This window comes from Kitasatospora sp. NPDC052896 (assembly GCF_044547075.1).
GTDB lineage: Bacteria > Actinomycetota > Actinomycetes > Streptomycetales > Streptomycetaceae > Kitasatospora.
In genome coordinates, this window is sequence record NZ_JBITZU010000005.1 from 117,248 (window position 1) to 143,232 (window position 25,985).

Annotated in this window: 22 protein-coding genes; 14 read left to right on the forward strand and 8 right to left on the reverse strand. The window is 71.5% G+C overall.

Going from position 1 to position 25,985, the window contains the following annotated elements; genetic code table 11:
* Positions 1–25: 25 nt before the first annotated feature.
* Positions 26–679, reverse strand: a complete 654-nt coding sequence (locus ACIGXM_RS13220; protein WP_396560092.1) for an MBL fold metallo-hydrolase — start codon at positions 677–679, stop codon at positions 26–28.
* A gap of 52 nt (positions 680–731) precedes the next feature.
* Positions 732–1,496: a maleylpyruvate isomerase family mycothiol-dependent enzyme gene (locus ACIGXM_RS13225; protein ID WP_396560094.1), complete on the reverse strand. Its 765-nt coding sequence runs from the start codon at positions 1,494–1,496 to the stop codon at positions 732–734.
* A gap of 319 nt (positions 1,497–1,815) precedes the next feature.
* Between ACIGXM_RS13225 and uvrA the strand changes: the two genes are divergently transcribed.
* The 11 genes from uvrA (at position 1,816) to ACIGXM_RS13280 (ending at position 14,964) form a co-directional block, all read left to right on the forward strand.
* Positions 1,816–4,719: an excinuclease ABC subunit UvrA gene (gene uvrA / locus ACIGXM_RS13230; RefSeq protein WP_396560096.1), complete on the forward strand. Its 2,904-nt coding sequence runs from the start codon at positions 1,816–1,818 to the stop codon at positions 4,717–4,719.
* 117 nt (positions 4,720–4,836) lie between these two features.
* Positions 4,837–5,274, forward strand: coding sequence for a Rieske (2Fe-2S) protein (locus ACIGXM_RS13235; protein WP_396560098.1), 438 nt, complete (start codon positions 4,837–4,839; stop codon positions 5,272–5,274).
* A 188-nt stretch (positions 5,275–5,462) separates the two neighbouring features.
* A complete protein-coding gene (uvrC, locus tag ACIGXM_RS13240; protein WP_396560100.1) occupies positions 5,463–7,505 on the forward strand; it encodes an excinuclease ABC subunit UvrC in 2,043 nt (680 codons plus the stop codon).
* Positions 7,471–8,472 carry an RNase adapter RapZ gene (gene rapZ, locus ACIGXM_RS13245; protein WP_396560102.1) on the forward strand — a complete coding sequence of 334 codons (1,002 nt, stop codon included), beginning with the start codon at positions 7,471–7,473 and terminating at the stop codon, positions 8,470–8,472. Before uvrC ends, rapZ begins: the two co-directional genes overlap by 35 nt.
* A gap of 43 nt (positions 8,473–8,515) precedes the next feature.
* Complete coding sequence (yvcK, locus tag ACIGXM_RS13250; protein WP_396560104.1) at positions 8,516–9,595, forward strand: uridine diphosphate-N-acetylglucosamine-binding protein YvcK; 1,080 nt, start codon at positions 8,516–8,518, stop codon at positions 9,593–9,595.
* Positions 9,586–10,566, forward strand: a complete 981-nt coding sequence (gene whiA, locus ACIGXM_RS13255; RefSeq protein ID WP_396560106.1) for a DNA-binding protein WhiA — start codon at positions 9,586–9,588, stop codon at positions 10,564–10,566. The genes yvcK and whiA overlap by 10 nt, the downstream gene beginning before the upstream one ends.
* A gap of 392 nt (positions 10,567–10,958) precedes the next feature.
* Positions 10,959–11,963 carry a type I glyceraldehyde-3-phosphate dehydrogenase gene (gene gap, locus ACIGXM_RS13260; RefSeq protein WP_396560108.1) on the forward strand — a complete coding sequence of 335 codons (1,005 nt, stop codon included), beginning with the start codon at positions 10,959–10,961 and terminating at the stop codon, positions 11,961–11,963.
* A 152-nt stretch (positions 11,964–12,115) separates the two neighbouring features.
* On the forward strand, positions 12,116–13,321 hold the full coding sequence (locus ACIGXM_RS13265) for a phosphoglycerate kinase (protein ID WP_396560110.1): 1,206 nt from the start codon (positions 12,116–12,118) through the stop codon (positions 13,319–13,321).
* A gap of 4 nt (positions 13,322–13,325) precedes the next feature.
* Positions 13,326–14,111, forward strand: coding sequence for a triose-phosphate isomerase (gene tpiA / locus ACIGXM_RS13270; protein ID WP_396560112.1), 786 nt, complete (start codon positions 13,326–13,328; stop codon positions 14,109–14,111).
* A gap of 100 nt (positions 14,112–14,211) precedes the next feature.
* A complete protein-coding gene (secG, locus tag ACIGXM_RS13275; protein WP_396560697.1) occupies positions 14,212–14,448 on the forward strand; it encodes a preprotein translocase subunit SecG in 237 nt (78 codons plus the stop codon).
* Positions 14,449–14,628: 180 nt separating this feature from the next.
* A complete protein-coding gene (locus ACIGXM_RS13280; protein WP_035841977.1) occupies positions 14,629–14,964 on the forward strand; it encodes an RNA polymerase-binding protein RbpA in 336 nt (111 codons plus the stop codon).
* Positions 14,965–15,091: 127 nt separating this feature from the next.
* Here the strand turns inward: ACIGXM_RS13280 and pgl are convergent, their stop codons facing one another.
* The 5 genes from pgl to tkt all read right to left on the reverse strand — a co-directional run bounded on the left by pgl (position 15,092) and on the right by tkt (position 21,932).
* Positions 15,092–15,871 carry a 6-phosphogluconolactonase gene (gene pgl / locus ACIGXM_RS13285; protein WP_396560114.1) on the reverse strand — a complete coding sequence of 260 codons (780 nt, stop codon included), beginning with the start codon at positions 15,869–15,871 and terminating at the stop codon, positions 15,092–15,094.
* A complete protein-coding gene (gene opcA, locus ACIGXM_RS13290; RefSeq protein ID WP_396560116.1) occupies positions 15,868–16,977 on the reverse strand; it encodes a glucose-6-phosphate dehydrogenase assembly protein OpcA in 1,110 nt (369 codons plus the stop codon). The genes pgl and opcA overlap by 4 nt, the downstream gene beginning before the upstream one ends.
* Complete coding sequence (gene zwf / locus ACIGXM_RS13295) at positions 16,974–18,497, reverse strand: glucose-6-phosphate dehydrogenase (protein WP_396560699.1); 1,524 nt, start codon at positions 18,495–18,497, stop codon at positions 16,974–16,976. The genes opcA and zwf overlap by 4 nt, the downstream gene beginning before the upstream one ends.
* Before the next feature lie 95 nt (positions 18,498–18,592).
* A complete protein-coding gene (gene tal / locus ACIGXM_RS13300) occupies positions 18,593–19,738 on the reverse strand; it encodes a transaldolase (RefSeq protein WP_396560118.1) in 1,146 nt (381 codons plus the stop codon).
* Between the two features lie 94 nt (positions 19,739–19,832).
* Positions 19,833–21,932, reverse strand: a complete 2,100-nt coding sequence (gene tkt / locus ACIGXM_RS13305; protein WP_396560119.1) for a transketolase — start codon at positions 21,930–21,932, stop codon at positions 19,833–19,835.
* Between the two features lie 452 nt (positions 21,933–22,384).
* Between tkt and ACIGXM_RS13310 the strand changes: the two genes are divergently transcribed.
* Together ACIGXM_RS13310 and ACIGXM_RS13315 are read left to right on the forward strand one after the other, a co-directional pair.
* Positions 22,385–23,332: a heme o synthase gene (locus ACIGXM_RS13310; protein WP_396560121.1), complete on the forward strand. Its 948-nt coding sequence runs from the start codon at positions 22,385–22,387 to the stop codon at positions 23,330–23,332.
* A gap of 187 nt (positions 23,333–23,519) precedes the next feature.
* On the forward strand, positions 23,520–23,858 hold the full coding sequence (locus tag ACIGXM_RS13315) for a hypothetical protein (RefSeq protein ID WP_396560123.1): 339 nt from the start codon (positions 23,520–23,522) through the stop codon (positions 23,856–23,858).
* Between the two features lie 94 nt (positions 23,859–23,952).
* Here the strand turns inward: ACIGXM_RS13315 and ACIGXM_RS13320 are convergent, their stop codons facing one another.
* Positions 23,953–24,924, reverse strand: a complete 972-nt coding sequence (locus ACIGXM_RS13320) for a heme A synthase (protein WP_396560125.1) — start codon at positions 24,922–24,924, stop codon at positions 23,953–23,955.
* Positions 24,925–25,280: 356 nt separating this feature from the next.
* On the opposite strand from ACIGXM_RS13320, the gene ACIGXM_RS13325 reads away from it, so the two are divergent.
* On the forward strand, positions 25,281–25,964 hold the full coding sequence (locus tag ACIGXM_RS13325) for a hypothetical protein (protein ID WP_396560127.1): 684 nt from the start codon (positions 25,281–25,283) through the stop codon (positions 25,962–25,964).
* Positions 25,965–25,985 lie beyond the last annotated feature (21 nt).

The window sequence follows — 25,985 nt, forward strand, 5'->3', positions numbered from 1 at the left end:
GCCCGGGCGGCCCCGCCGGTGTGCGCTACCAGCCGCGCTCGCGCCACTCGGCGAGCTGCGGGCGCTCGGCGCCCAGCGTGGTGTCCTTGCCGTGGCCCGGGTAGACCCAGGACTCGTCGGGGAGCACGTCGAAGAGCTTCTCGGTGACGTCCCGGTAGAGGGTCCGGAAGTTCTCCGGGTTGCCGAAGGTGTTGCCCACCCCGCCGGGGAAGAGGCAGTCCCCGGTGAAGACGTGCGGGTGGCCCTCGGGGTCGTCGTAGACCAGCACGATCGCGCCCGGGGTGTGGCCGACCAGGTGGCGCACGGTGAGGTCGACCGAGCCGACCCGGAGCAGGTCGCCGTCGGAGAGCAGCAGCTCGGTGGGCACGTCGATGCCCTCGGCGTCGTACCGGCCGGCCGCCGTCCGGGCGCCGGTGGCGGCCACCACGTCGGCCAGCGCGGCCCAGTGGTCGTGGTGCCGGTGGGTGGTGACCACGGTCGCCAGCTGCGGGCCGACCGTCTCCAGCAGGACCGGCGCGTCGGCCGCCGCGTCGATCAGCAGCTGCTCGTCGGTGGCCCGGCAGCGCAGCAGGTAGGCGTTGTTGTCGAACGGGCCGACCGCGACCTTGGTGATGATCAGGTGGGCGAGTTCGCGCACGTCCGGCGGCCCGCCGACCTTGACCGATCCGTGGTAGCTCAAGGGATCACTCCTCGCTGTTCGACTCCCGATGGGTTGGCACCTCCATGATCCGTCAGCCCATCGGCGGAAGCGTCGGCAGGGCGGAGCGCGGGTCGGCCAGCGGGCCGCCGTCGCGGTGCACCTGCAGGCCGTCACCGTCCGAGCGGCCGGAGAGCCAGGCGGTGAGCGCCCGGACCGGGCCCTCGACCCGCAGCTCGGAGGTGTCGGAGCCGAGCCGGGCGCGCTCGCCGGTGTCCTCGGCGAGCAGGTCGAGGCCCGGGATGCCGTCCAGCTTCGCGAACATGGTGGCGAGCTTGCCGAACTCGGCGGCGGCGAAGTCGGCCGGCCAGTGCGCGGGGGTGTAGCCGGCGGCCAGGTCGACGTGGTGGTACTCCAGTTCACCGAGCCGCTTGAGGGGCAGCTCGGCGGCCGGGAAGGTGTAGCCGTGCCGGTGCCTGAGGGTGGCGGCCCAGGCCTCGGCGGGCAGCGCGGCGGCGGCCTCGGCGAGCCGCCCGGCCGACTCGCGCAGGTCGGCGAGGTGCTCGGGGAGCGGGCGGCCGGCGCCCTGCTGGATGCCGTCCTCGCGGGCCTGCTCGCTCGCGTACTGCGGGATGTCCCGGCCGGTGCGGGCCGACTCCAACAGGTTGACCAGCGAGTCGGCGTTGCGGGCGAGATGCGCCAGCACGTGGCCGCGGGTCCAGCCGGGCAGCCCGGAGGGCTCGACGAGCGCCGCTGGGTTCAGCTCGGCGACCGTGTGCAGCAGGTGGCCGGTGCTCTCCGCGACGGCGCTCAGCGCGGCGGCGGCCTGCTCGGCGGGGGTGGGCTGCGGGTCGGTCATTGGACGGGCCTCCAGTGGGTGCGTGGGCGTTGCCCGGGTGGCGCGGGCTCGTTGGACCCCGGGGCGGCGGTGTGCCGCGAGTCGCAGGCTATCGCCGGGTGGTACGGGCTGGCAGCGGGTTTCGCGGGGTGGTGCGGGAGCCTGGCGCGGAGCCCGGAGAAGGGCCATTTCCGGCGACTCTCACTCGTTCGGGTGGTTCCGGCTGGACAAGGTCGATAATCGAACGCCTGAGCTATACGCTGGTCGGCGAAACTGGAAGAAAACCCACCACCTCACGCGTTGGACCAGTGTCCGATCCCGGAGAAAGGCGCCAGTAGCAGTGGCCGACCGCCTCATCGTCCGCGGTGCTCGCGAGCACAACCTCAAGAACATCTCGCTGGACCTGCCCCGGGACTCCCTGATCGTCTTCACGGGGCTCTCCGGGTCCGGCAAGTCCTCGCTGGCCTTCGACACCATCTTCGCCGAGGGCCAGCGCCGCTACGTCGAGTCGCTGTCCTCGTACGCCCGGCAGTTCCTGGGCCAGATGGACAAGCCGGACGTCGACTTCATCGAGGGCCTCTCCCCGGCCGTCTCGATCGACCAGAAGTCCACCAACCGCAACCCGCGCTCCACCGTCGGGACGATCACCGAGGTCTACGACTACCTCCGGCTGCTCTTCGCCCGGATCGGCAAGCCGCACTGCCCGCACTGCTCCCGGCCGATCGCCAAGCAGTCCCCGCAGGCGATCGTCGACCGGGTGCTGGAGCTCGCCGAGGGCACCCGTTTCCAGGTGCTCAGCCCGGTGGCGCGCGAGCGCAAGGGCGAGTTCGTCGACCTCTTCGCCGACCTCCAGTCCAAGGGTTACGCGCGCGCCCGGGTGGACGGCCAGACCATCCAGCTGACCGAGCCGCCCAAGCTCAAGAAGCAGGAGAAGCACACCATCGAGGTGGTCATCGACCGCCTCACGGTCAAGGAGAGCGCCAAGCGCCGGCTGACCGACTCGGTGGAGACCGCGCTCAAGCTCTCCGGCGGCATGGTGGTGCTCGACTTCGTCGACCTCCCGGACGACGACCCGGAGCGCGAGCGGATGTACTCCGAGCACCTCTACTGCCCCTACGACGACGTCTCCTTCGAGGAGTTGGAGCCGCGCTCGTTCTCCTTCAACTCGCCCTTCGGCGCCTGCCCGGACTGCACCGGCCTGGGCAGCCGGATGGAGGTCGATCCCGAACTCGTCGTCCCCGACGAGGAGAAGTCGCTCGACGAGGGCGCCATCCACCCCTGGTCCGGCGGCCACAGCAAGGAGTACTTCGGTCGGCTGATCGGCGCGCTGGCCGGCGAGTTGGGCTTCCGCACCGACATCCCGTGGCGCGGGCTGCCGGCCCGGGCCCGCAAGGCGCTGCTGTACGGCCACAAGGCGCAGGTCGAGGTCCGCTTCAGCACCCGGTACGGGCGAGAGCGTTCGTACATCACCGGTTTCGAGGGCGCGATCCCGTTCGTGCAGCGCCGGCACGGCGACGCGGAGACCGACAGCAGCCGCGAGCGCTTCGAGGGCTACATGCGCGAGGTGCCCTGCCCGGCCTGCGAGGGCACCCGGCTCAAGCCGGTGGTGCTCGCGGTCACCGTGCAGGGCCGTTCGATCGCCGAGGTCTCGGCGATGTCGATCAGCGACTGCGCCGAGTTCCTGGGTGCGATGAAGCTGACGGCCCGGGACAAGAAGATCGCCGAGCGGGTGCTGAAGGAGGTCAACGAGCGGCTGCGGTTCCTGGTCGACGTCGGCCTGGACTACCTCTCGCTCAACCGGGCGGCCGGCACCCTCTCCGGTGGCGAGGCGCAGCGGATCCGGCTGGCCACCCAGATCGGCTCGGGCCTGGTCGGCGTGCTCTACGTGCTGGACGAGCCCTCGATCGGCCTGCACCAGCGCGACAACCACCGGCTGATCGAGACCCTGGTCCGGCTCCGCGACATCGGCAACACCCTGATCGTCGTGGAGCACGACGAGGACACCATCAAGATGGCCGACTGGGTGGTCGACATCGGCCCGGGCGCCGGTGAGCACGGCGGCAAGGTGGTGCACTCCGGCTCGCTCGAGGAGTTGCTCCGCAACAAGGAGTCGATGACCGGTCAGTACCTCTCCGGCAAGCGCTCGATCCCGATCCCCGAGGCGCGTCGCCCGCGCGACCGCAAGCGGCAGATCGTGGTGCACGGCGCCCGCGAGCACAACCTGCGGGACGTCACGGTCGGCTTCCCGCTGGGGACGTTCACCGCGATCACCGGTGTCTCCGGCTCCGGCAAGTCCACCCTGGTCAACGACATCCTCTACACCCACCTCGCCCGCGAGCTGAACGGGGCGCGCAGCGTGCCCGGCCGGCACACCCGGATCACCGGGACGGACCTGGTGGACAAGGTGGTGCACGTCGACCAGTCGCCGATCGGCCGGACCCCGCGCTCCAACCCGGCGACCTACACCGGCGTCTTCGACCACGTCCGCAAGCTCTTCGCGGAGACCACCGAGGCGAAGGTCCGCGGCTACCTCCCCGGCCGGTTCTCCTTCAACGTCAAGGGCGGCCGCTGCGAGAACTGTTCGGGCGACGGCACCATCAAGATCGAGATGAACTTCCTGCCGGACGTCTACGTCCCCTGCGAGGTCTGCCACGGGGCGCGGTACAACCGGGAGACCCTGGAGGTGCACTACAAGGGCAAGTCCATCGCCGAGGTGCTGGACATGCCGATCGAGGAGGGGCTGCACTTCTTCGAGGCCGTCCCGGCGATCGCCCGCCACCTGCGCACGCTGAACGACGTCGGCCTCGGCTACGTCCGGCTCGGCCAGCCCGCGCCGACCCTCTCCGGCGGCGAGGCGCAGCGCGTCAAGCTCGCCTCCGAGCTGCAGAAGCGCTCCACCGGGCGGACGGTCTACGTGCTCGACGAGCCCACCACCGGCCTGCACTTCGAGGACATCAGCAAGCTGATCAAGGTGCTCTCCGGCCTGGTGGAGAAGGGCAACACGGTGATCGTCATCGAGCACAACCTCGACGTGATCAAGACCGCGGACTGGGTCGTGGACATGGGCCCCGAGGGCGGCAGCGGCGGCGGCACGGTGATCGCCGAGGGCACGCCGGAGGAGATCGCCGGGATCACCGCCAGCCACACCGGCAAGTTCCTGCGGGACATCCTGGGCGAGCGGATCAGCGACGCGGCCGTCCCGGCCCCGCGTACCCCGCGCAAGCGGGCCGCGGCGCGCAAGTAGTCGCGGGCGCCGGGTCGTGCTCCCTCGCGCGCCGAGGGTGAGCGGCCCGGTGTCCTCATCGGGCGCGGCTAGACTGCGGAGCCGACCAAGCCGAGCCGTCCGCAGGGAGCGCCACCGATGACCGAGGCAGCCCAGACCCCCGCCACCAGCCGCCGCACGCTGCTCTGCTGCGGCGCCGCCGTCCTCGCCGGGGGCACCGCGCTGACCGTGGCGGGCTGCTCCGGCAACTCCACCGCCAAGTCCTCGTCCTCCGCCGACAACGCGGTCGAGGTCGGCGCGGTGGCGGACGTCCCGGTCGGCGGCGGCAAGATCTACTCCGACCAGAAGATCGTGGTCACCCAGCCGACCGCCGGCCAGTACAAGGCGTTCAGTGCCACCTGCACCCACGCGGGCTGCACGGTGGGCCAGGTGAAGAACGGCCTGATCATGTGCCCCTGCCACGGCAGCCAGTTCAAGATCGAGGACGGCTCGGTGGTGGCCGGCCCGGCGCCCGAGTCGCTGCCCTCCTACCAGGTGACCGTGCAGAACGGGAAGTTCGAGGTCACCGAGAGCTGAGCCGCCGCGCGGCCGTCGGCCGCCCCCGGGAATCCTGGGACCCCTCCGAGAGTCGGAACACCATCCGAGTGACCGCTGGACGGCGGCTGTCCGCGCGCTGAGTGCTTCCTGAGTGCGGGCTGAACGGCGTGCTGTCACCGCGGGACGCTAGGGTTCCAGTGTCACAGCTGTCCAAGGGGGACCGACCAATGGCTGACCCGTCCACCTACCGCCCGGCGCCCGGGGCGATCCCGCTCTCGCCCGGCGTCTACCGGTTCCGGGACGCGCACGGCCGGGTGATCTACGTCGGCAAGGCGAAGAGCCTCCGTCCGCGGCTCTCGTCGTACTTCCAGGATCTGGCCAACCTGCACCCGCGGACCGCCACCATGGTCACCACCGCGGCCTCGGTGGAGTGGACGGTGGTCGGCACCGAGGTCGAGGCACTCCAGCTGGAGTACTCCTGGATCAAGGAGTTCGACCCGCGGTTCAACGTCAAGTACCGCGACGACAAGAGCTACCCGGAGCTCGCGGTCACCCTGAACGAGGAGTTCCCCCGGGTCCAGGTGATGCGCGGGGCGCACCGGAAGGGCGTGCGCTACTTCGGCCCGTACGGGCACGCCTGGGCGATCCGCGAGACGGTCGACCTGCTGCTCCGGGTCTTCCCGGTCCGTACCTGCTCCAACGGCGTCTTCCGGCGCGCCCAGCAGGTCGGCCGCCCCTGCCTGCTCGGCTACATCGGCAAGTGCGCCGCCCCCTGCGTCGGCCGGATCTCCGCCGAGGACCACCGCGAGCTGGCCGAGGAGTTCTGCGACTTCATGGCCGGCCGCACCGGCAACCACCTGCGCCGGCTGGAACTCCAGATGCAGGAGGCCGCCGCCGAGCTGGAGTACGAGCGGGCCGGCCGGCTGCGCGACGACATCGAGGCGCTCAAGCGGGCCATGGAGAAGAACGCCGTGGTGCTCGCCGACGGCACCGACGCCGACCTGCTGGCCGTGGCCGAGGACGAGCTGGAGGCGGCCGTCCAGATCTTCCACGTCCGCGGCGGCCGGGTGCGCGGCCAGCGCGGCTGGGTCACCGACAAGGTCGAGGACGTGGACACCGCCGCCCTGGTCGAGCACGCGTTGCAGCAGCTCTACGGCGGCGGCAGCGAGGCGGTGCCGCGCGAGGTGCTGGTGCCCGCCCTGCCCGAGCCGGCCGACCCGGTCCGCGAGTGGCTCAGCACCCTGCGCGGCTCCCAGGTGGACCTGCGGATCCCGCAGCGTGGTGACAAGAAGGACCTGATGGCCACCGTCGGCCGCAACGCCCAGCAGGCGCTGGCGCTGCACAAGACCAAGCGCGCCTCCGACCTGACCACCCGCAGCCGCGCCCTCCAGGAGATCGCCGACGCGCTGGAGCTGGACTCCGTGCCGCTGCGCATCGAGTGCTTCGACATCTCGCACCTGCAGGGGCAGGACGTGGTCGCCTCGATGGTGGTCTTCGAGGACGGTCTGGCCCGCAAGAGCGAGTACCGCCGGTTCCAGATCAGGAGCTTCGAAGGCCAGGACGACGTCCGCTCGATGCACGAGGTGGTCGGTCGCCGGTTCCGCCGTTACCTCCAGGAGCGCGAGCGGACCGGCGAGTGGGCGGTCCCCGAGGCCGGCGAGGACGAGCCGACCCAGCCCGACGAGCTGACCGCGGCCGGCCAGCCGGTTCCGAGCGGCCCCATCGACCCGGAGACCGGCCGCCCGCGCCGCTTCGCCTACCCGCCCCAGCTGCTGGTGGTCGACGGCGGCCAGCCGCAGGTGGCGGCCGCCGCCCGGGCGCTGGCCGAGCTGGGCATCGACGACGTCGCGCTGTGCGGGCTGGCCAAGCGGCTGGAGGAGGTCTGGCTGCCCGGCCAGGACGACCCGGTGGTGTTGCCGCGCAGCAGCGAGGGCCTCTACCTGCTCCAGCGGGTCCGCGACGAGGCGCACCGGTTCGCCATCGGCTACCAGCGCAACAAGCGGGGCAAGCGATTCACCAGCGGCGAGCTGGACACTGTGCCAGGTCTGGGGGAGACCCGGCGGAAGGCCCTGCTCAAGCACTTCGGCTCGCTGAAGAAGCTGCGCGCGGCCACCGTCGAGGAGATCTGTGCGGTACCGGGGATCGGGCGGCGCACCGCGGAGACTGTTGTCGCCGCGTTGTCCTCCCGGCCACCCGCGCCATTCGCGGTGAACACCGCGACCGGCGAGATCATGGATGACACCGGAGAACAGAGACCGGGGACGCCGTGACGGCAGGCGGCCGCAGGCGTTCTCCTCAGGGAAGCACCGAGAGCGGGGAAGTGAAGTGACAGTGTCCGACGATGGGGGTGCCACCCGGCCGCAGGCTGGGGGAGAGACCGCCCCTGAGCTGGTGATCATCTCCGGCATGTCCGGAGCCGGCCGGAGCACGGCCGCCAAGTGTCTGGAGGACCTCGGCTGGTTCGTGGTGGACAACCTGCCACCGGCCCTCATCCCCACCATGGTCGACCTCGGCGCCCGCTCGCAGGGTGCGGTGGCCCGGATCGGAGTGGTGGTCGACGTCCGCGGCCGGCAGTTCTTCGACGATCTGCGCGCCTCGCTGGAGGAGCTGGAGAAGCGTGGCGTCCAGCTGCGGGTGGTCTATCTGGAATCCTCCGACGACGCCCTGGTGCGTCGCTTCGAGAGCGTCCGCCGGCCGCACCCGCTGCAGGGCGAGGGCCGGATCACCGACGGCATCGCCCAGGAGCGCGACCTGCTGCGCGAGCTGCGCGGCGAGGCCGACCTGGTGATCGACACCTCCAACCTCAACGTCCACCAGCTGCGCGCCAAGCTGGACGCCCAGTTCGCCGACCACGACGAGCCGGAGCTGCGGGCCACCGTGATGTCCTTCGGCTTCAAGTACGGCCTGCCGGTCGACGCCGACCTGGTGGTGGACTGCCGGTTCCTGCCGAACCCGCACTGGGTGCCCGAGCTGCGGGCCCGCACCGGCACCGACCCCGACGTCTCCGACTACGTGTTCCAGCAGCCCGGTGCCAAGGAGTTCCTGGACGGTTACGCCGAGCTGTTGCGGATCATCACCGAGGGTTACCGCAGGGAGGGTAAGCGCTACATGACGCTTGCCGTAGGCTGCACCGGTGGCAAGCATCGCAGCGTGGCCATGTCGGAGCGGTTGACGAAGCGTCTGATCGCCGACGGCGTGGAAACGGTGCTGGTGCACCGCGACATGGGACGGGAGTGACGGCGGCCCGGCGCTGCCGGCAGGACAGAAACGTGGGGTAGGTGTGACGGGATACTCGCCAGGGCGGCAGCTCCAGCACAAGGCCGCCGAGCGGGGATCCCCGGGCGCCCAGCGCAGCCGTGCCGCCGCGGCGCGCGGTCCCGTACCCAAGATCACCGCGCTGGGCGGCGGCCAGGGCCTGTCGGCCTCGCTCTCGGCGCTGCGCCGGCTCACCAGCGACCTCACCGCCGTGGTCACCGTGGCCGACGACGGCGGCTCCAGCGGGCGGCTGCGCACCGAGCTCGGCGTGCTGCCCCCGGGCGACCTGCGCAAGGCGCTGGCCGCGCTGTGCGGGGACGACGACTGGGGCCGCACCTGGTCCGAGGTGATCCAGCAGCGCTTCACCGGCACCGGTGAACTGGGCGGCCACGCGGTCGGCAACCTGCTGATCGTGGCGCTCTGGGAGAAGCTCGGCGACCCGGTGGCCGCCCTGGAGTGGGTAGGCCGGCTGCTCAACGTACAGGGCCGGGTGCTCCCGATGTCGGCCGTCCCGCTGGACATCGAGGCGATCGTCCGGGGCCACGACCCGGCCCGCCCGGCCGAGCTGACCGCCGTCCGCGGCCAGGCCAGCGTGGCCGCCACCCCGGGCACCGTGCAGTCGGTGCGGCTGCTGCCGGAGGAGCCGCCGGCCGTCCCCGAGGCGGTGGCGGCGGTGCTGGAGGCGGACTGGGTGGTGCTCGGCCCCGGCTCCTGGTTCACCAGTGTGCTGCCGCACCTGCTGGTCCCCGAGCTGGCCAAGGCGCTGATCGACACCAAGGCGCGCCGGCTGCTGACCCTCAACCTGGCCCCGCAGCCCGGCGAGACCGAGGGCTTCACCCCGCAGCGCCACCTGGACGTGATCGCCGACCACGCCCCCGGCCTCGCGGTGGATGCGATCCTGGTGGACGAGCGGGCGGTGACCGGCGGCGCCTTCGGACAGGCCGACCTGGCCGGCCTGGAGAAGGCCGCCGGCCGGATGGGCGCGGCCCTGGTGCTGGACCGGGTGGCCGCCGCCGACGGCACCCCGCGACACGACCCGGAGCTTCTGGCCGCCGCGTACGACCGGATTTTCCGGACACATGGAAGGATCGGCCCATGGCGATGACGGCAGCGGTGAAGGACGAAATCAGCCGGCTCCCCGTCACCCGGGCCTGTTGCCGCAAGGCCGAGGTGTCGGCAATCCTGCGATTCGCGGGCGGACTGCACATTGTGAGCGGTCGCATCGTGATCGAGGCGGAGCTGGACACCGGCATTGCGGCCCGACGGCTGCGCAAGGACCTGCTGGAGATCTTCGGACACTCCTCGGACCTGGTGGTGATGGCCCCCAGCGGCCTGCGGCGCGGCAGTCGGTACGTGGTCCGGGTGGTCAAGGACGGTGAACTGCTGGCCCGGCAGACCGGGCTGGTCGACGGGCGGGGCCGGCCGATCCGGGGGCTGCCCCCGGCGGTGGTCTCCGGAGCGACCTGCGACGCCGAGGCGGCCTGGCGCGGGGCGTTCCTGGCGCACGGCTCGCTGACCGAGCCCGGCCGGTCCTCCTCGCTGGAGATCACCTGCCCCGGCTCGGAGGCGGCGCTCGCCCTGGTCGGCGCGGCCCGTCGGCTCGGCATCCCGGCCAAGGCCCGCGAGGTGCGCGGCGCGGACCGGGTGGTGATCCGGGACGGCGACGCGATCGGCGCGCTGCTCACCCGGCTGGGCGCCCACGAGTCGGTGCTGGCCTGGGAGGAGCGCCGGTTGCGCCGCGAGGTGCGGGCCACCGCCAACCGGCTGGCCAACTTCGACGACGCCAACCTGCGCCGCTCGGCCCGGGCCGCGGTCGCCGCCGGGGCCCGGGTGCAGCGGGCGCTGGAGATCCTCGGGGAGGAGGTGCCCGAGCACCTGGCCGCCGCCGGCCAGCTGCGGATGCAGCACAAGCAGGCCTCGCTGGAGGAGCTGGGCGCGCTGGCCGATCCGCCGCTCACCAAGGACGCGGTGGCCGGCCGGATCCGCCGGCTGCTGGCGATGGCCGACAAGCGCGCCTCCGAGCTCGGCCTGCCGAGCACCGAGGCCAACCTCACCGAGGAGATGGCGCTCAACTGACCGCCGCCGGAACGCGGCGCCGCCCCGACTTCACGAAGTCGGGGGGGGGCCCCCCGGCCGCGCCGCGGGGGCCCGGGGGCGCCGGGCGGGGGGGGGACCCGGCGCGGGCGCGCCCCCGCGCGCCCCCCCCCCCCCCGCCCCCCCCCCCCCCCCCCCCCCCCCCCCACCCCCGCCCCCGCCCCCCCCCCCCCCCCCCCCGCCCCGGTTGCCAACTGCCGTACGGGCGTGGGCCGCACCTGCCGGAGCACGCGCCGGGGGGCGCCACGCCAGGGGCTTGACCCTGGCCGGATGTGCTCACCCACTGCCCAGGGAGGTAGGGTCATGGGTGGTCGGGGACATCCCAATTCCAACCCCGTCGGCATAGCCCGGCGTACCTCAGAGGAGATCGGTTCGTGACGATCCGGGTAGGCATCAACGGATTCGGCCGCATTGGCCGCAACTTCTTCCGTGCGGTTAAGGCCCAGGGCGCGGACATCGAGATCGTCGGTGTCAACGACCTGACCGACACCAAGACCCTGGCTCACCTGCTCAAGTACGACTCCATCCTGGGCACCTTCCAGGGTGAGGTCTCGCACACTGCCGACAGCATCACGGTCGACGGCAAGACCTTCAAGGTCATCGCCGAGCGTGACCCGGCCAACCTCCCCTGGGGCGAGCTGGGCGCGGACGTCGTGATCGAGTCCACCGGCATCTTCACCAAGGCCGAGGCGGCTCGCAAGCACGTCACCGCCGGCGCCAAGAAGGTCATCATCTCGGCGCCCGCCACCGACGAGGACGTCACCATCGTGATGGGCGTCAACGACGACAAGTACGACGCCGAGAAGCACACCGTCATCTCCAATGCCTCCTGCACCACCAACTGCGTGGCGCCGCTGGCGAAGGTGCTGAACGAGAACTTCGGCATCGTCAAGGGCCTGATGACCACGGTCCACGCGTTCACCAACGACCAGGTCACCCTGGACTTCCCGCACAAGGACCTGCGCCGCGCCCGCGCCGCCTCGCTGAACATCATCCCGACCTCGACCGGTGCCGCCAAGGCCACCGCGCTGGTCCTGCCGGAGCTGAAGGGCAAGCTGGACGGCACCTCGCTGCGCGTCCCGGTCCCGACCGGTTCGATCACCGACCTGGTGGTCACCCTGGAGCGCGACGTCACCGTCGAGGAGGTCAACGCGGCCTTCCAGAAGGCCTCCGAGGGCAGCCTCAAGGGCATCCTGCAGTACACCGAGGACCCGATCGTCTCCTCCGACATCGTGAACTCGCCGTTCTCCACCATCTTCGACTCGCTGATGACCATGGTCCAGGGCAACCAGGTCAAGGTCTTCGGCTGGTACGACAACGAGTGGGGCTACTCGAACCGCCTCGTCAACCTGACCACCCTCGTCGGTGGCCAGCTCTGACACAGCGGGAGCTGACGTGATGTGAGAACCAGGGCCCGGACGGCGATGCCGCCTCCGGGCCCTGGTTCTGCCCACCCTCATCCCTCACGCTTTCCCCGGCGGCCCGGCGCTGTGCCGCCCTTCAGCGCCACCCCTCCCCAGGAGACCGAACCGTGAAGACCATCGACGACCTCGATGTCGCCGGCCAGCGGGTGTTCGTCCGCGCCGACCTGAACGTGCCGCTGTCCGGCGGCCGCATCACCGACGACGGCCGGATCCGTGCCGTCGCCCCGACCATCACCAAGCTGCTGGAGCGCGGCGCCAAGGTGATCGTCGCCTCCCACCTCGGCCGCCCCAAGGGTGAGCCGGACCCGCAGTACTCGCTCGCGCCGGTGGCCGTCCGCCTCGGCGAGATCCTCGGCAAGCCGGTCGCCTTCGCGACCGACACCGTGGGTGACAGCGCGAAGGCCACCGTCGCCGCCCTGGCCGACGGCGAGGTCACGCTGCTGGAGAACCTGCGCTTCAACGCCGGCGAGACCAGCAAGGACGACGCCGAGCGCGGCGCCTTCGCCGACCAGCTGGCGGCGCTGGCCGACCGCTACGTCGGTGACGGCTTCGGTGCCGTGCACCGCAAGCACGCCTCGGTCTACGACCTGCCGGCCCGGCTGCCGCACGCGGCCGGCCTGCTGATCGAGAAGGAGGTCGGCGTCCTCAAGAAGCTCAGCGAGGACGTCGCCCGCCCGTACGTGGTGGTGCTCGGCGGGGCCAAGGTCTCCGACAAGCTCGCGGTGATCGACAACCTGCTGGGCAAGGCCGACAAGATCCTGGTCGGCGGCGGCATGGCGTACACCTTCCTCAAGGCACTGGGCCACGAGGTGGGCATCTCGCTGCTGCAGGAGGACCAGATCCCGGTCGTGCTGGAGTACCTGGAGCGGGCGAAGGCCAACAACGTCGAGTTCGTGCTCCCGGTGGACGTCGCGGTCTCCGCGAACTTCCCGGACACCAAGACGCACGCCCCGGTGCCGGACTACGAGGTGGTCGACGCGGACAAGATCCCGGCCACCAAGGAGGGCCTGGACATCGGCCCGAAGACCCGCGAGCTGTTCGCCGAGAAGCTGGCCGACGCGCGGACGGTGTTCTGGAACGGCCCGCTGGGCGTCTTCGAGCACCCGACCTTCGCCGAGGGCTGCAAGGCCGTCGCGCAGGCGCTGACCGACAGCGACGCGTTCACCGTGGTCGGCGGCGGCGACTCCGCCGCGGCCGTCCGCATCCTGGGCTTCGACGAGACGAAGTTCGGGCACATCTCGACCGGCGGTGGCGCGAGCCTGGAATACCTGGAGGGCAAGACCCTGCCCGGTCTCGCCGCACTGGAAGGCTGAACCTGTGAGTGACCGTCTCCCGCTGATGGCGGGCAACTGGAAGATGAACCTCAACCACCTCGAGGCCATCCAGCACACCCAGAAGCTGGCCTTCGCGCTGGCCGACAAGGACTACGAGGCCGTCGAGGTCGCGGTGCTGACCCCCTTCACCGACCTGCGCTCGGTGCAGACCCTGGTGGACGGCGACAAGCTGAAGATCAAGTACGGCGCCCAGGACATCTCGGCGCACGACTCCGGTGCCTACACCGGTGAGGTCTCCGGCCCGATGCTGGCCAAGCTCAAGTGCACCTACGCGGTGATCGGCCACTCGGAGCGCCGGCAGTACCACGGCGAGAACGAGGAGATCGTCAACGCCAAGGTCAAGGCCGCCTTCCGGAACGGCATCGTGCCGATCCTCTGCGTCGGCGAGCCGCTGGACATCCGCAAGGCCGGGACCCACGTCGAGTACACGCTGGCCCAGCTGGACGGCGCGCTGGCCGGGGTGCCGGCCGCGCACGCCGAGCAGATCGTCGTCGCCTACGAGCCGGTCTGGGCGATCGGCACCGGCGAGGTGGCCACCCCGGAGGACGCGCAGGAGGTCTGCGCCGCGATCCGGGCCCGGATCGCGGAACTCTACGACGCCGAGCTGGCCGGCAAGGTCCGCGTGCTGTACGGCGGTTCGATGAAGGCGGCGAGCGCGCCGGGCCTGATGGCCAAGCCGGACATCGACGGCGGCCTGATCGGCGGTGCCTCGCTGGACGCCGACGAGTTCGTCAAGATCGTGCGCTACCGGGAGCAGGCGGTAGGCTAACGCCCCCGCGGCAACGTAGTCTTTGGGGCTGGACCGTCTTCTTCGGCGGTCCGGCCCCTTCGCCAATGAGCCAGTGAACGAGAGAGTTGGTCCCGTCGTGTTGGTTACCGGGTTCTCGATTGCCCTGATCATCTTCAGCCTGCTGATGATCCTTCTCGTGCTGCTGCACAAGGGCAAGGGTGGCGGCCTGTCCGACATGTTCGGCGGCGGCGCGATGTCGGCCGGCGGCGGTTCGGCCGTCGCGGAGCGCAACCTCGACCGCATCACGATCATCGTCGGCCTCTGCTGGTTCGCCTGCATCGTCGTGCTCGGGCTGCTCATCAAGACCAAGAGCTGACCGTCCCTCAAGCTTCGCAGGCGGTGCGGACAGATCCTTATCGGCTCCGTACACTGGGACAACTTGCCACCGTCCGCAGCGGGCGGCCGGTCGGCGGGAGTACGTGAGGCCGGTCCCCCAGGGCACGGCCGGCAGCGCCTGGGCCGACCAGGCGGACAGCGGCACGCAGGGAGTCAGACCGTGGCAAGTGGCAACGCCATCCGTGGCAGCAGGGTCGGGGCCGGCCCGATGGGTGAGGCGGAGCGCGGCGAGTCCGCTCCGCGCAATCGGATCTCCTTCTGGTGCGCCAACAAGCACGAGACGCGCCCGAGCTTCGCCGCCGAGGCCGTCATCCCGGACACCTGGGACTGCCCGCGGTGCGGTTTCCCGGCCGGGCAGGACGAGCACAACCCGCCGGCGCCCTCGCGCAACGAGCCCTACAAGACGCACCTGGCGTACGTGCGCGAGCGGCGCACGGACGCGGACGGCGAGGCGATCCTCGCCGAGGCGCTGGCCAAGCTGCGCGGCGAGATCTGAGACGACGAGAACGGGCGCCGGACCCCCGAGGGGGCCGGCGCCCGTTGCTTTCCCGTCAGGCCGAGGCCCTGGGCCCCTCCTGCTCCGTCGGCGGGCAGGAGGTGGGTCCCTCCTGCCCGCCGACGGGCTAGGACTGCGGGTGGAGCTGCGGCGGGAGCTTGCTCGCCGCCGCGCGGTCCAGCAGCCAGAGCGTGCGGCTGGTGCCGCGCGCGCCGGAGGCCGGGGCCTGCAGCTCGCCCGGGCCGGAGAGGGCCAGCGCCACCGCGTCGGCCTTGTCCTCGCCGGCCGCCAGCAGCCAGACCTCGCGGGCCGCCCGGATGGCCGGGAGGGTCAGCGAGATCCGGGTGGGTGGCGGCTTCGGCGCCCCGCGCACCCCGACCACCGTGCGCGCGGTCTCCCGCACGCCGGGGTGCTCGGGGAAGAGCGAGGCGACGTGGGTGTCCGGGCCGACGCCGAGCAGCAGCACGTCGAAGGCCGGCACCCGGGCGTGGTCCTCGGGGCCGGCGGCGTTCGCCAGCTCCTCGGCGTACCGCGCGGCGGCGGCCTCCACGTCCGTGCCGTCCACGCCGTCCGAGGCGGGCATCGCGTGCACCCGGGCCGGGTCGAGCGGGACCCGGTCGAGCAGCTCGTCGGCGGCCTGGACGGCGTTGCGCTCCGGGTCCGCGGCGGGCACGAAGCGCTCGTCGCCCCACCACAGGTCCAGCCGCGACCAGTCCACCGCGTCCCGGGCCGGGGCGGCGGCGATGGCGGCGAGCAGCGCGTTGCCGTTGCGGCCGCCGGTGAGCACCACGGAGGCCGAGCCCCGGGCGGACTGCGCGTCGACGATCTTGGTGATCAGTCGGGCGGCGGCCGCCTGGGCCATCAGCTCCTTGTCGCGGTGCACCACGAGCTGCGGTACCGGGCTCATCCGGCACTCCGCTTGCGGGGAGCGGCCTTCTTCGTGACGGCCTTGGCGCTCTTCTTGGTGGCCGACTTCTTCGCGGCGGCCGGCACCTTGGCGGTCACCCGGGGGGTGGCCACCGCGGCCTCGACCACGGTCGCGCTCTTGGCCGCCGGAGCGGCCTTGGCCTCGGGCGCGTCCGCACCGGGCTCGCTGAGCCGGTCGACGCCGGTCCGCACCGCCGAGGCGTAGATGTCGTCCGGGTCGAGCCGGCGCAGCTCCTCGGCGATCAGCTCGGCGGTCTCCCGCCGCTTGAGCGCCACGATCCGGTCCGGCGCGCCGGGGATGGACAGGGTGCCCATCAGCCCGTCCTTGCGGTCGAGCACGAACTCGCCGTCCTTGCTGCGCAGCCGCACCGCGGTGATGCCCGGGCCGTTGGTGACCATCCGCTCGACCGGGACGGAGAGCCGGTTGGCCAGCCACATCCCGAGCAGTTCCACGCTGGGGTTGTACGACTCGCCCTCGACCACCGCGGAGGTGATCTTGGACGGCCGCTGGTCCAGCGCGGCGGCCAGCATCGAGCGCCAGCCGGTGATCCGGGTCCAGGCCAGGTCGGTGTCGCCGGGGGTGTAGCCGGCGGCCAGCAGGGCCAGCTGGTCCACCGGGGACTCGGCGGTCACCGCGTCGGTGATCCGGCGCTGGGCGAGCGCCCCGAGCGGGTCCTGCGCGGCCTTCTCCGGGGCGTTCTCGGGCCACCAGACCACCACCGGGGCGTCCGGCAGCAGCAGCGGCAGCACCACGGACTGCGCGTGCGAGGCCAGCTCGCCGTGCATCCGCAGGATCACCGTCTCGCCCGGGCCGGTGTCCGAGCCGACCAGGATCTCGGCGTCGAGCCGGGTCCCGGCGCGGGCGCGCGGCGAGCGCCCGGCCCGCTTGATCACCGCGAGGATCCGCGAGGGGTGCTCGCGGGAGGCGTCGTTGGCCGACCGCAGGGCGTCGTACGCGCTGCCCTCGTCGACCACGATGACCAGGGTGAGGACCATCCCGGCGGCGGTCGAGCCGCTGGCCCGCCGGGCGTCCATCAGAGCGCTGTTGATCTTGCTGGACGTGGTGTCCGTCAGGTCGATCTTCATGGCCGGCGCCAGCTCCTGCCGTCTCGTGCGAGCATCTCGTCCGCCTCGGTCGGGCCCCAGGTGCCGGCGGAGTACTGCGCCGGCCGGCCGTGGGAGTCCCAGTACTTCTCGATCGGGTCGAGGATCTGCCAGGAGAGCTCGACCTCCTGGTGCCGCGGGAAGAGGTTGGCGTCGCCCAGCAGCACGTCCAGGATGAGCCGCTCGTACGCCTCCGGGCTGGACTCGGTGAAGGACTCGCCGTAGGCGAAGTCCATCGTGACGTCGCGGACCTCCATCGAGGTGCCGGGCACCTTGGAGCCGAACCGGACGGTCACGCCCTCGTCCGGCTGCACCCGGATGACCAGGGCGTTCTGCCCCAGCTCCTCGGTGGCGTAGGCGTCGAACGGCAGGTAGGGCGCGCGCTGGAAGACCACCGCGATCTCGGTGACCCGGCGGCCCAGCCGCTTGCCCGTGCGCAGGTAGAACGGCACGCCCGCCCAGCGCCGGTTGTTGATCTCCAGCTTGATCGCCGCGTAGGTGTCGGTCTTGGAGCTGGGGTTGATGCCCTCCTCGTCCAGGTACCCGACCACCTCCTCGCCGCCCTGCCAGCCGGCCGAGTACTGGGCGCGCACGGTGTGCAGGCCGAGGTCCTTGGGCAGCTCCACGGCGCTGAGCACCTTGAGCTTCTCGGCGACCAGGGCCTTCGGGTGGAACGAGGCCGGCTCCTCGATGGCGGTGAGCGCCATCAGCTGGAGCAGGTGGTTCTGGATCACGTCCCGGGCCGAGCCGATGCCGTCGTAGTACCCGGCCCGGCCGCCGATCCCGATGTCCTCGGCCATGGTGATCTGCACGTGGTCCACGTAGGACCGGTTCCAGATCGGCTCGAACATGGTGTTGGCGAACCGCAGCGCCAGGATGTTCTGGACGGTCTCCTTGCCCAGGTAGTGGTCGATCCGGAAGACCTCGTCGCGCGGGAAGACCTCGTGCACGACCTTGTTGAGCTCCTGGGCGCTCTTCAGATCGTGCCCGAACGGCTTCTCGATCACGGCCCGGCGCCAGGATCCCGGCGGCGGGTCGGCCAACCCGTGCTTCTTGAGCTGCTGGACCACGTTGGGGAAGAACTTCGGCGGCACCGAGAGGTAGAACGCGAAGTTGCCGCTGGTGCCCTGCGCCTTGTCGAGGTCCTCGATGGTCCGGCGCAGGGTCTCGAAGGCCTCGTCGTCGTCGAAGGTGCCCTGGACGAACCGCATGCCCTTGGCCAGCTGCTCCCAGACCTCCTCGCGGAAGGGGGTGCGGGCGTGCTGCTTGACCGCGTCGTGCACGACCTGCGCGAAGTCCTCGTCCTCCCACTCCCGGCGGGCGAAGCCCACCAGGGCGAAGCCCGGCGGCAGCAGACCGCGGTTGGCCAGGTCGTAGATGGCCGGCATCAGCTTCTTGCGCGACAGGTCGCCGGTGACCCCGAAGATCACCAGACCGGACGGTCCGGCGATCCGGGGCAGCCGGCGGTCGGCCGGGTCACGCAGCGGGTTCGGCGGCAGCAGGTCGGCCTGCCCCTCCGAGGCCCCGATGAGGTCGGGGAATTCCTGTGGATTGCTCACTGGTGGTCTCCGCTTTCAGTGCGTGAGGTGAGCCGGGGTCAGTTGCTCTCGGTCGCGAACGAGGCGAGCGACGCGGTGACCGTGTCGAGCAGCTCCTGCCAGGAGACCTCGAACTTGCTCACGCCCTCGTCCTCCAGCACCTGGACCACGTCGTCGTAGTCCACGCCGGCCGCGGCCAGCGCGTCCAGCAGGGCCTTCGCCTCGGCGTAACCGCCGGTGACGGTGTCGCCGGTGACCTCGCCGTGGTCGCCGGTGGCGTCCAGGGTGGCCTCGGGCATGGTGTTGACGGTGCCGGGGGCGACCAGCTCGGTCACGTACAGGGTGTCCGGCAGGGCCGGGTCCTTGACGCCGGTGGAGGCCCAGAGCGGGCGCTGCGGCTTGGCGCCGGCCGCCTCCAGGGCCTTCCAGCGCTCGCCGGCCGGCTTCTTGCCGTCCACCGAGCCGAAGACCTCCTCGTAGGCCTGGTAGGCCAGGCGGGCGTTGGCCAGCGCGGCCTTGGAGCGCAGCTCCTTGGTGTTGCCGCCGAGCGCGTCCAGGCGCTTGTCGATCTCGGTGTCGACCCGGGACACGAAGAAGGAGGCGACCGACTCGATCGAGGAGAGGTCGATGCCCTTGGCCTTCGCCTGCTCCAGGCCGGTCAGGTAGGCGTCCATGACGGCCTTGTAGCGGTCCAGCGAGAAGATCAGCGTGACGTTGACGCTGATGCCCTTGGAGATCACCTCGGTGATGGCGGGCAGGCCGGCCTTGGTGGCGGGGATCTTGATGAACACGTTGGGGCGGTCCACCAGCCACCAGAGCTGCTTGGCCTCGGCCACGGTCGGCGCGGTCTGGTGGGCCAGGCGCGGGTCGACCTCGATGGAGACCCGGCCGTCCCGGCCGTTGCTGGCGTCGTAGACCGGGCGCAGCACGTCGGCGGCGTCCCGGACGTCCGAGGTGGTGATCATGCGGACGGCCTCGTCCGTGCTGACCTTGCGGACCGCGAGGTCGCGCAGCTGGCCGTCGTAGGAGGTGTCGCCGCTGCCGGCGATCGCCTTCTGGAAGATGGTCGGGTTGGTGGTCACACCCACCACGTGCTTGCTCTGCACCAGCTCGGCCAGGTTGCCGGAGTTCAGCCGGGCGCGGCTCAGGTCGTCCAGCCAGATCGCCACGCCTTCGTCGCTGAGGCGCTTCAGTGCGTCAGTCATGGTGCTCAGTCCTCTTTTGTTCACATCGGTTTGCGTCTGTGGGGCGGGCAGGCCGCGCACCCGGGATCCGACCGGCGGGTGCGCGGCCGGGGGTTCAGCGGTTGACGGCTTCCAGCGAACGCAGCGACTTGTGCGCGGCGTGCGTGACGGCCTCGGCGGTGATGCCGAACTCCTGGAACAGCACCTTGTAGTCGGCGGAGGCGCCGAAGTGCTCCAGGCTGATGATCCCGCCGTGGTCGCCGACCAGCTCGCGCCAGCCCTGGGCGATGCCGGCCTCGACCGAGACCCGGGCCTTGACGCTCGGGGGCAGCACGTGGTCGCGGTAGGCCTGGTCCTGCTCGTTGAACCACTCGATCGACGGCATCGAGACCACCCGGGTGGCGATGCCCTCGGCCTCCAGCGTCTCGCGGGCGTTGACCGCGAGCTGCACCTCGGAGCCGGTGCCGATCAGGATCACCTGCGGCGCCCCGTTGGACGCCTCGGCCAGCACGTAACCGCCCTTCGCGGTGCCCTCGGCGGAGCCGAAGACCTCGCGGTCGTAGGTCGGCACGTTCTGCCGGGTGAGGGCCAGGCCGACCGGGCCGGGGTGGGTGGTGTGGCGCTCCAGGATGGTGCGCCAGGCGACCGTGGTCTCGTTGGCGTCGGCCGGGCGGACCATCGACAGGCCCGGGATGGCGCGCAGCGCGGCCAGCTGCTCCACCGGCTGGTGGGTCGGGCCGTCCTCGCCGAGGCCGATCGAGTCGTGCGTCCAGACGTAGGTGACCGGCAGCTTCATCAGCGCGGCCAGCCGGACCGCCGGGCGCATGTAGTCGGCGAAGACCAGGAAGGTGCCGCCGTAGATCCGGGTCTTGCCGTGCAGCGCGATGCCGTTCATGGTCGAGCCCATGGCGTGCTCGCGGATGCCGAAGTGGATGGTCCGGCCGTACGGGCTGGCCGACTTCAGGGCGTTGCCCTCGGGCAGGAAGGAGCTGTCCTCGTCGATCGTGGTGAGGTTGGACTCGGCGAGGTCGGCCGAGCCGCCCCACAGCTCCGGGATCACCGCGCCGAGCGCCTTGAGCGACTCGCCGCTGGCCTTGCGGGTGGCCACGTCCTTGCCGGCCGGGAAGACCGGGAGCTGCTTCTTCCAGCCCTCGGGCAGCTCGCCGGCCTCGATCCGGTCGAACTCGGCGGCGCGCTCGACGTTGGCGGCGCGCCAGGCCAGGTAGGACTCGTCCCACTCGGCGTGGGCGGCCTTGCCACGCCTGATCACCTGGCGGGCGTGCGCGAGCACCTCCTCGCTGACCTCGAAGGTCCGCTCCGGGTCGAAGCCGAGCACCTTCTTGGTCGCGGCGATCTCGGCCGCGCCCAGCGCCGAACCGTGGGCCTTGGCGGTGTTCTGGGCGTCCGGGGCCGGCCAGGCGATGATCGTCCGCATGGCGATCATGGACGGCCGCGAGGTCTCCGCCTTGGCGGCGGTCAGCGCGTCGGCCAGCGCCTGGACGTCGATGTCGCCGTTGTCCTTCGGGGCCACCCGCTGGACGTGCCAGCCGTAGGCCTCGTAGCGGGCCAGCACGTCCTCGGAGAAGGCGGTCTGGGTGTCGCCCTCGATCGAGATGTGGTTGTCGTCGTAGAGCGCGACCAGGTTGCCGAGCCGCTGGTGGCCGGCGAGCGAGGAGGCCTCGGCGGAGATGCCCTCCTCCAGGTCACCGTCCGAGACGATGGCCCAGATGGTGTGGTCGAACGGGGAGGTGCCCGGGGCGGCCTCCGGGTCGAACAGGCCGCGCTCGTAGCGGGCGGCCATCGCCATGCCCACCGCGTTGGCGATGCCCTGGCCGAGCGGGCCGGTGGTGGTCTCCACGCCCGCGGTGTGGCCGTGCTCGGGGTGGCCCGGGGTGCGGCTGCCGTGCACCCGGAACGACTTGAGGTCGTCCAGCTCCAGGCCGTAGCCGGAGAAGAAGAGCTGGGTGTAGAGGGTCAGGCTGGTGTGGCCCGGGGAGAGGACAAAGCGGTCGCGTCCCACCCAGCTGGGGTCGGTTGGGTCGTGGCGCAGGAAGCGCTGGAAGATGAGGTAGGCCGCGGGGGCGAGGGACATGGCCGTCCCGGGGTGCCCGTTGCCGACCTTCTGGACCGCGTCCATGGCCAGAACCCGGGCCGTGTCCACCGTCCGCTCGTCCAGCTCGGTCCACTCGATAGCGTTCGTCGGCGTCGTGCTCACCCTTCTCAGGGCTCCTTCCATTACTGAAGTGTGACCCCGTGAAGGGGACCGGGTCGGCCACGTCGCTGTGGACCAGACGTTTGGGCGGTGCCGGTCACGGAGGGTTGATCCCGCTTCTCCGAGCGAGCCTACCGCCCGGGCCGGGGCCTGCCCCCCGTGCCGGGGCAACCGCGAGGCCCGCGCGGCGATTCCCGTTCGTGTCGGGGGCGGTGCCGGCGGCGTGCCGAGGCCTGCCGCCGCCCGCCCCTCGTACCCACCTTCGCCCGATTTGTCGCCGGCCGCCCCTTGGTGAGCTGGGGAGTTCACCCACGGGTGTGCGGCTTGGCCCCGTCATCGGACCCCGGGGCCGGCCGGGAGATATGCACCGTCTAAGGTGGCGTGGTACGCGCAGCGTGAACGGATTCACGAGCAATCGACCCGTGGACGCCTGCGAAGATTCATCTTCAGTTGGGGTGTTCGTGACCGCCGTCGAATCCCGCCCCGCCGGGGTCCTCGGAACGACGCCCGCGCGCCGGCCGCTCGGGGCCCGTGTCGGGGCATTCGTCGCACTGACCAAGCCTCGGATCATCGAGCTGCTGCTGATGAGCACCGTGCCGGTGATGTTCCTGGCGCAGCGCGGCGTGCCGAACCTGCTACTGGTCCTCGCCGTGGTGATCGGCGGGTACCTCTCGGCCGGTGGCGCCAACGCGCTGAACATGTACATCGACCGGGACATCGACGCGGTGATGTCGCGCACCGAGCGCCGGCCGCTGGTCACCGGGATGGTCTCGCCGCGCGAGGCGGTGGTCTTCGGGATCAGCCTCGCCGTGCTGTCCACCGCCTGGCTGGCCTACTTCGTCAACTGGCTGGCCTCCGGGTTGGCCCTGGCGGGGCTGCTCTTCTACGTCTTCGTCTACACCCTCGGGCTGAAGCGGCGGACCGCGCAGAACATCGTCTGGGGCGGCATCGCGGGCTGCATGCCGGTGCTGGTCGGCTGGGCGGCGGTCAAGGACTCGCTGGGCTGGGCGCCGTTCATCCTCTTCCTGGTGATCTTCTTCTGGACGCCGCCGCACTACTGGCCGCTCTCCATGAAGGTCCGCGAGGACTACGAGAAGGCCGGCGTGCCGATGCTCCCGGTCACCGCCGGCAACCTGGCGGTCGCCCGGCAGATCGTCATCTACTCCTGGGTGATGGTCGGTGTCTCGCTGCTGCTCTGGCCGCTGGCGCACACCAGCTGGCTGTACCCGGTCTCCGCGGTGCTGCTCGGCGCGTTCTGGCTGAAGGAGGCGCACGGGCTGCACGCGCGCGCCAAGGCCGGGGTGGTCGGCGCGAAGCTCAAGGAGATGCGGCTCTTCCACTGGTCGATCACCTACCTGACGCTGCTGATGGTGGCGATCGCGGTGGACCCCTTCATCAAGTAGGTCGTCCGGCAAGTAGGTCGTTCGGCCGTTCGCCTCCGGCCCCGGCGCTCCCGCAGCGCCGGGGCCGCGGTGCGTCCGGGGGCGTCCCGCGTCTCGGGGGCGCCGTGTCCGGGGCGTCGGCGGGCTGTGGCCGGGGGCACATCGCCCAGCCGTCGCCGTGGCGTCTACTCGTGGGTAGCATGCGGGCATGAGCAGCGCAGAGACCCTCGACCCCGCCGCGTCGGACGCCCGTACCGAGCGCCGCGCCCAGCGCATCGCCAAGCACCTGACCGCCTTCGCCCGGCAGCACGGCGGCAGCGCCGACGGCGTGGTGGAGTACGTCGGCCGGGTGGGCACCCGGATCGTCCTGGTCGGCGCGGACGGTGCCTGGGGCGACCAGGTGGCCCCGAGCTACGCCGTCGGCCGGCGGGCCGCCGAGCTGGCCGGGCTGACGCTGCACGACTCCTTCGAGGGCGAGCTCGCCCTGAAGGTGCGGACCGGTCCGTACGAGTGGAAGCGCATGGCGGGCATCCAGCTCGGCGGCTGAGACCGGTACGCCGACGGCCCTGACCCCCAGGTGCGGTGGGGTCAGGGCCGTCGTCCGTTCGTCGGCAGTCGTTCGTCCGCCGTCGTCCGTTGCCTCAGACCGGGGTGGCGGCGGTCTCCGGGGTCTCCTGCGCGGGCAGCGCGGCCGGCGCCTCGACCTCGTCGCGGGCGCGCAGCGCCAGCGGGATCCGCAGCACGGCGATCCAGGTCAGTGCGGCGCCCAGCATGTGGATGCCGACCAGCAGCTCGGGCGCGTCGGTGAAGTACTGCACGAAGCCCACCGCGGCCTGCGCGAGGAGCACGACGAACAGCTCCCGGGCCCGGGCCCGGGCGGCCGGCGGGGCCTTGACGGCGGCCAGCACGAAGATCACCGCGAGTGACAGGCCGACCGTGAGGCAGGCGAAGTCGGTGTGCAGCTGGGCCAGCCGGTCGTAGTTGATCGGGACCCGCGGCACGTCGCTGGAGTCGCCCGGGTGGTGCCCGGCGCCGGTCACCATCGTGCCGGCGACCACCAGCGCGCCGGTGACGCCGACCAGCAGCTGACTCAGCCGGAGCACGGGCTGGGCGACCAGCGGCCGGGGCGGCCCGTCGCCCTCCTTGGCCCGCTCCCAGGTCAGCAGCGCGACCCAGACCAGGGCCAGCGCCGACAGCATGTGCGCGGCGACCACGTACGGGTTGAGCCTGACCAGCACGGTGATCCCGCCGAGCACGGCGTTGCTCATCACCACCCAGAACTGCCACCAGCCCAGCCGGGTCAGCGACCGCCGCCACGGCGTCGCGCAGCGCGCCGCCAGGATGGCCCAGCCGACCGCCGCGCACAGCACGTAGGTCAGCATCCGGTTGGTGAACTCGATGATCCCGTGGAAGCCCATGGCCGGCGTCGGCGTGACGCTGTCCCCGGTACAGGTCGGCCAGGTCTTGCAGCCGAGGCCCGATCCGGTCAGCCGGACCGCGCCACCGGTCACCACGATCACGACGCTCATCACCAGCGCGGCGAGCGCGGCCCGCCGCACCACCTCGGCGGACGGGTGCCAGCGCTCGGCCAGCAGGGAGAAGGGGGTACGCACGGATTCATCCTAGGTTGCGAGGTCCACGATCTTGCGGTGGGGGCACAAGTCCTGGCGTTCATCCGGCTGACCGGATTTGAGTCCTTGATGATCCTTTTTGATCTCCATTCCCTTGATCATGTGAACAGTTGTGATGAACACGACTTTTTTCTGACGAACTGCTGTTGCCCGAGGTGGGAGTTGTGATGGGCTGTTCCAGCATGTCCGTAGATGAACCGCCAGGCCTGATTCGGCCGTTCCTGGAGGGGCAACGCTGGCGCGGGTGCCGGTAGAGTCCCCGGAATCGGATGCCGCCGGTGGTCATGACGGACCGTCAACACCGGCGCCGCATAGGCTCGTTCGGAAGGACCATGGGTATGGCACGACAGGGGTGGGTATCCCGTCGAGGGCTCGCGGCGGCCGCGGTGGCTGCGGTGGCGGGCACCGGGCTGATGGCCGGTACGGCCTCGGCGCACACGTTCAACATCACGCGGACCTGTAGTTCGGTCACCGTGGACATGGAGATCTACAACGCGAAGGCCACCAACGCCTTCTCGCTCGTCATCGACGGCCAGACCGTGGTGACCAACCAGGCGTTCGGGGACCATTTCACGCAGACCTACCCGGTGCCGGCGCACACCCAGGCCGTGCAGGCCACCCTCACCGTCACCACCTCGGACGACCCCGACCACCAGCACCCCGGTTGGGACGGGGCGGAGACCGTCGACATCCCGGCCTGCCAGACGCCGACCCCGCCGTCCTCGCCGACCCCGCCTCCGCCGTCCCCGTCGCCGTCTCCGTCGAAGTCGGCCCCGGCTCCGTCGCCGAGCGCCTCCACGACCCCGCCGAGCTCGCCGACCCCGAGCCCGTCGGCCCCGGCCTCGGTCGTGCCGACCACGGCCGCGCCGGTGCCCTCGCCGAGCAGCACCTCGCCGTCGCTGGCGTTCACCGGTGGTGGTGGCGACGCGGGTCTGATCGGTGGCGTCGGTGCCGCCGTGATCGTCGTCGGCGGTGGGCTGGTCTTCATGAGCCGTCGTCGCCGGGCGGCCGGTCGGCACTGAGCCGTCGGCGAGTGAAGTGAA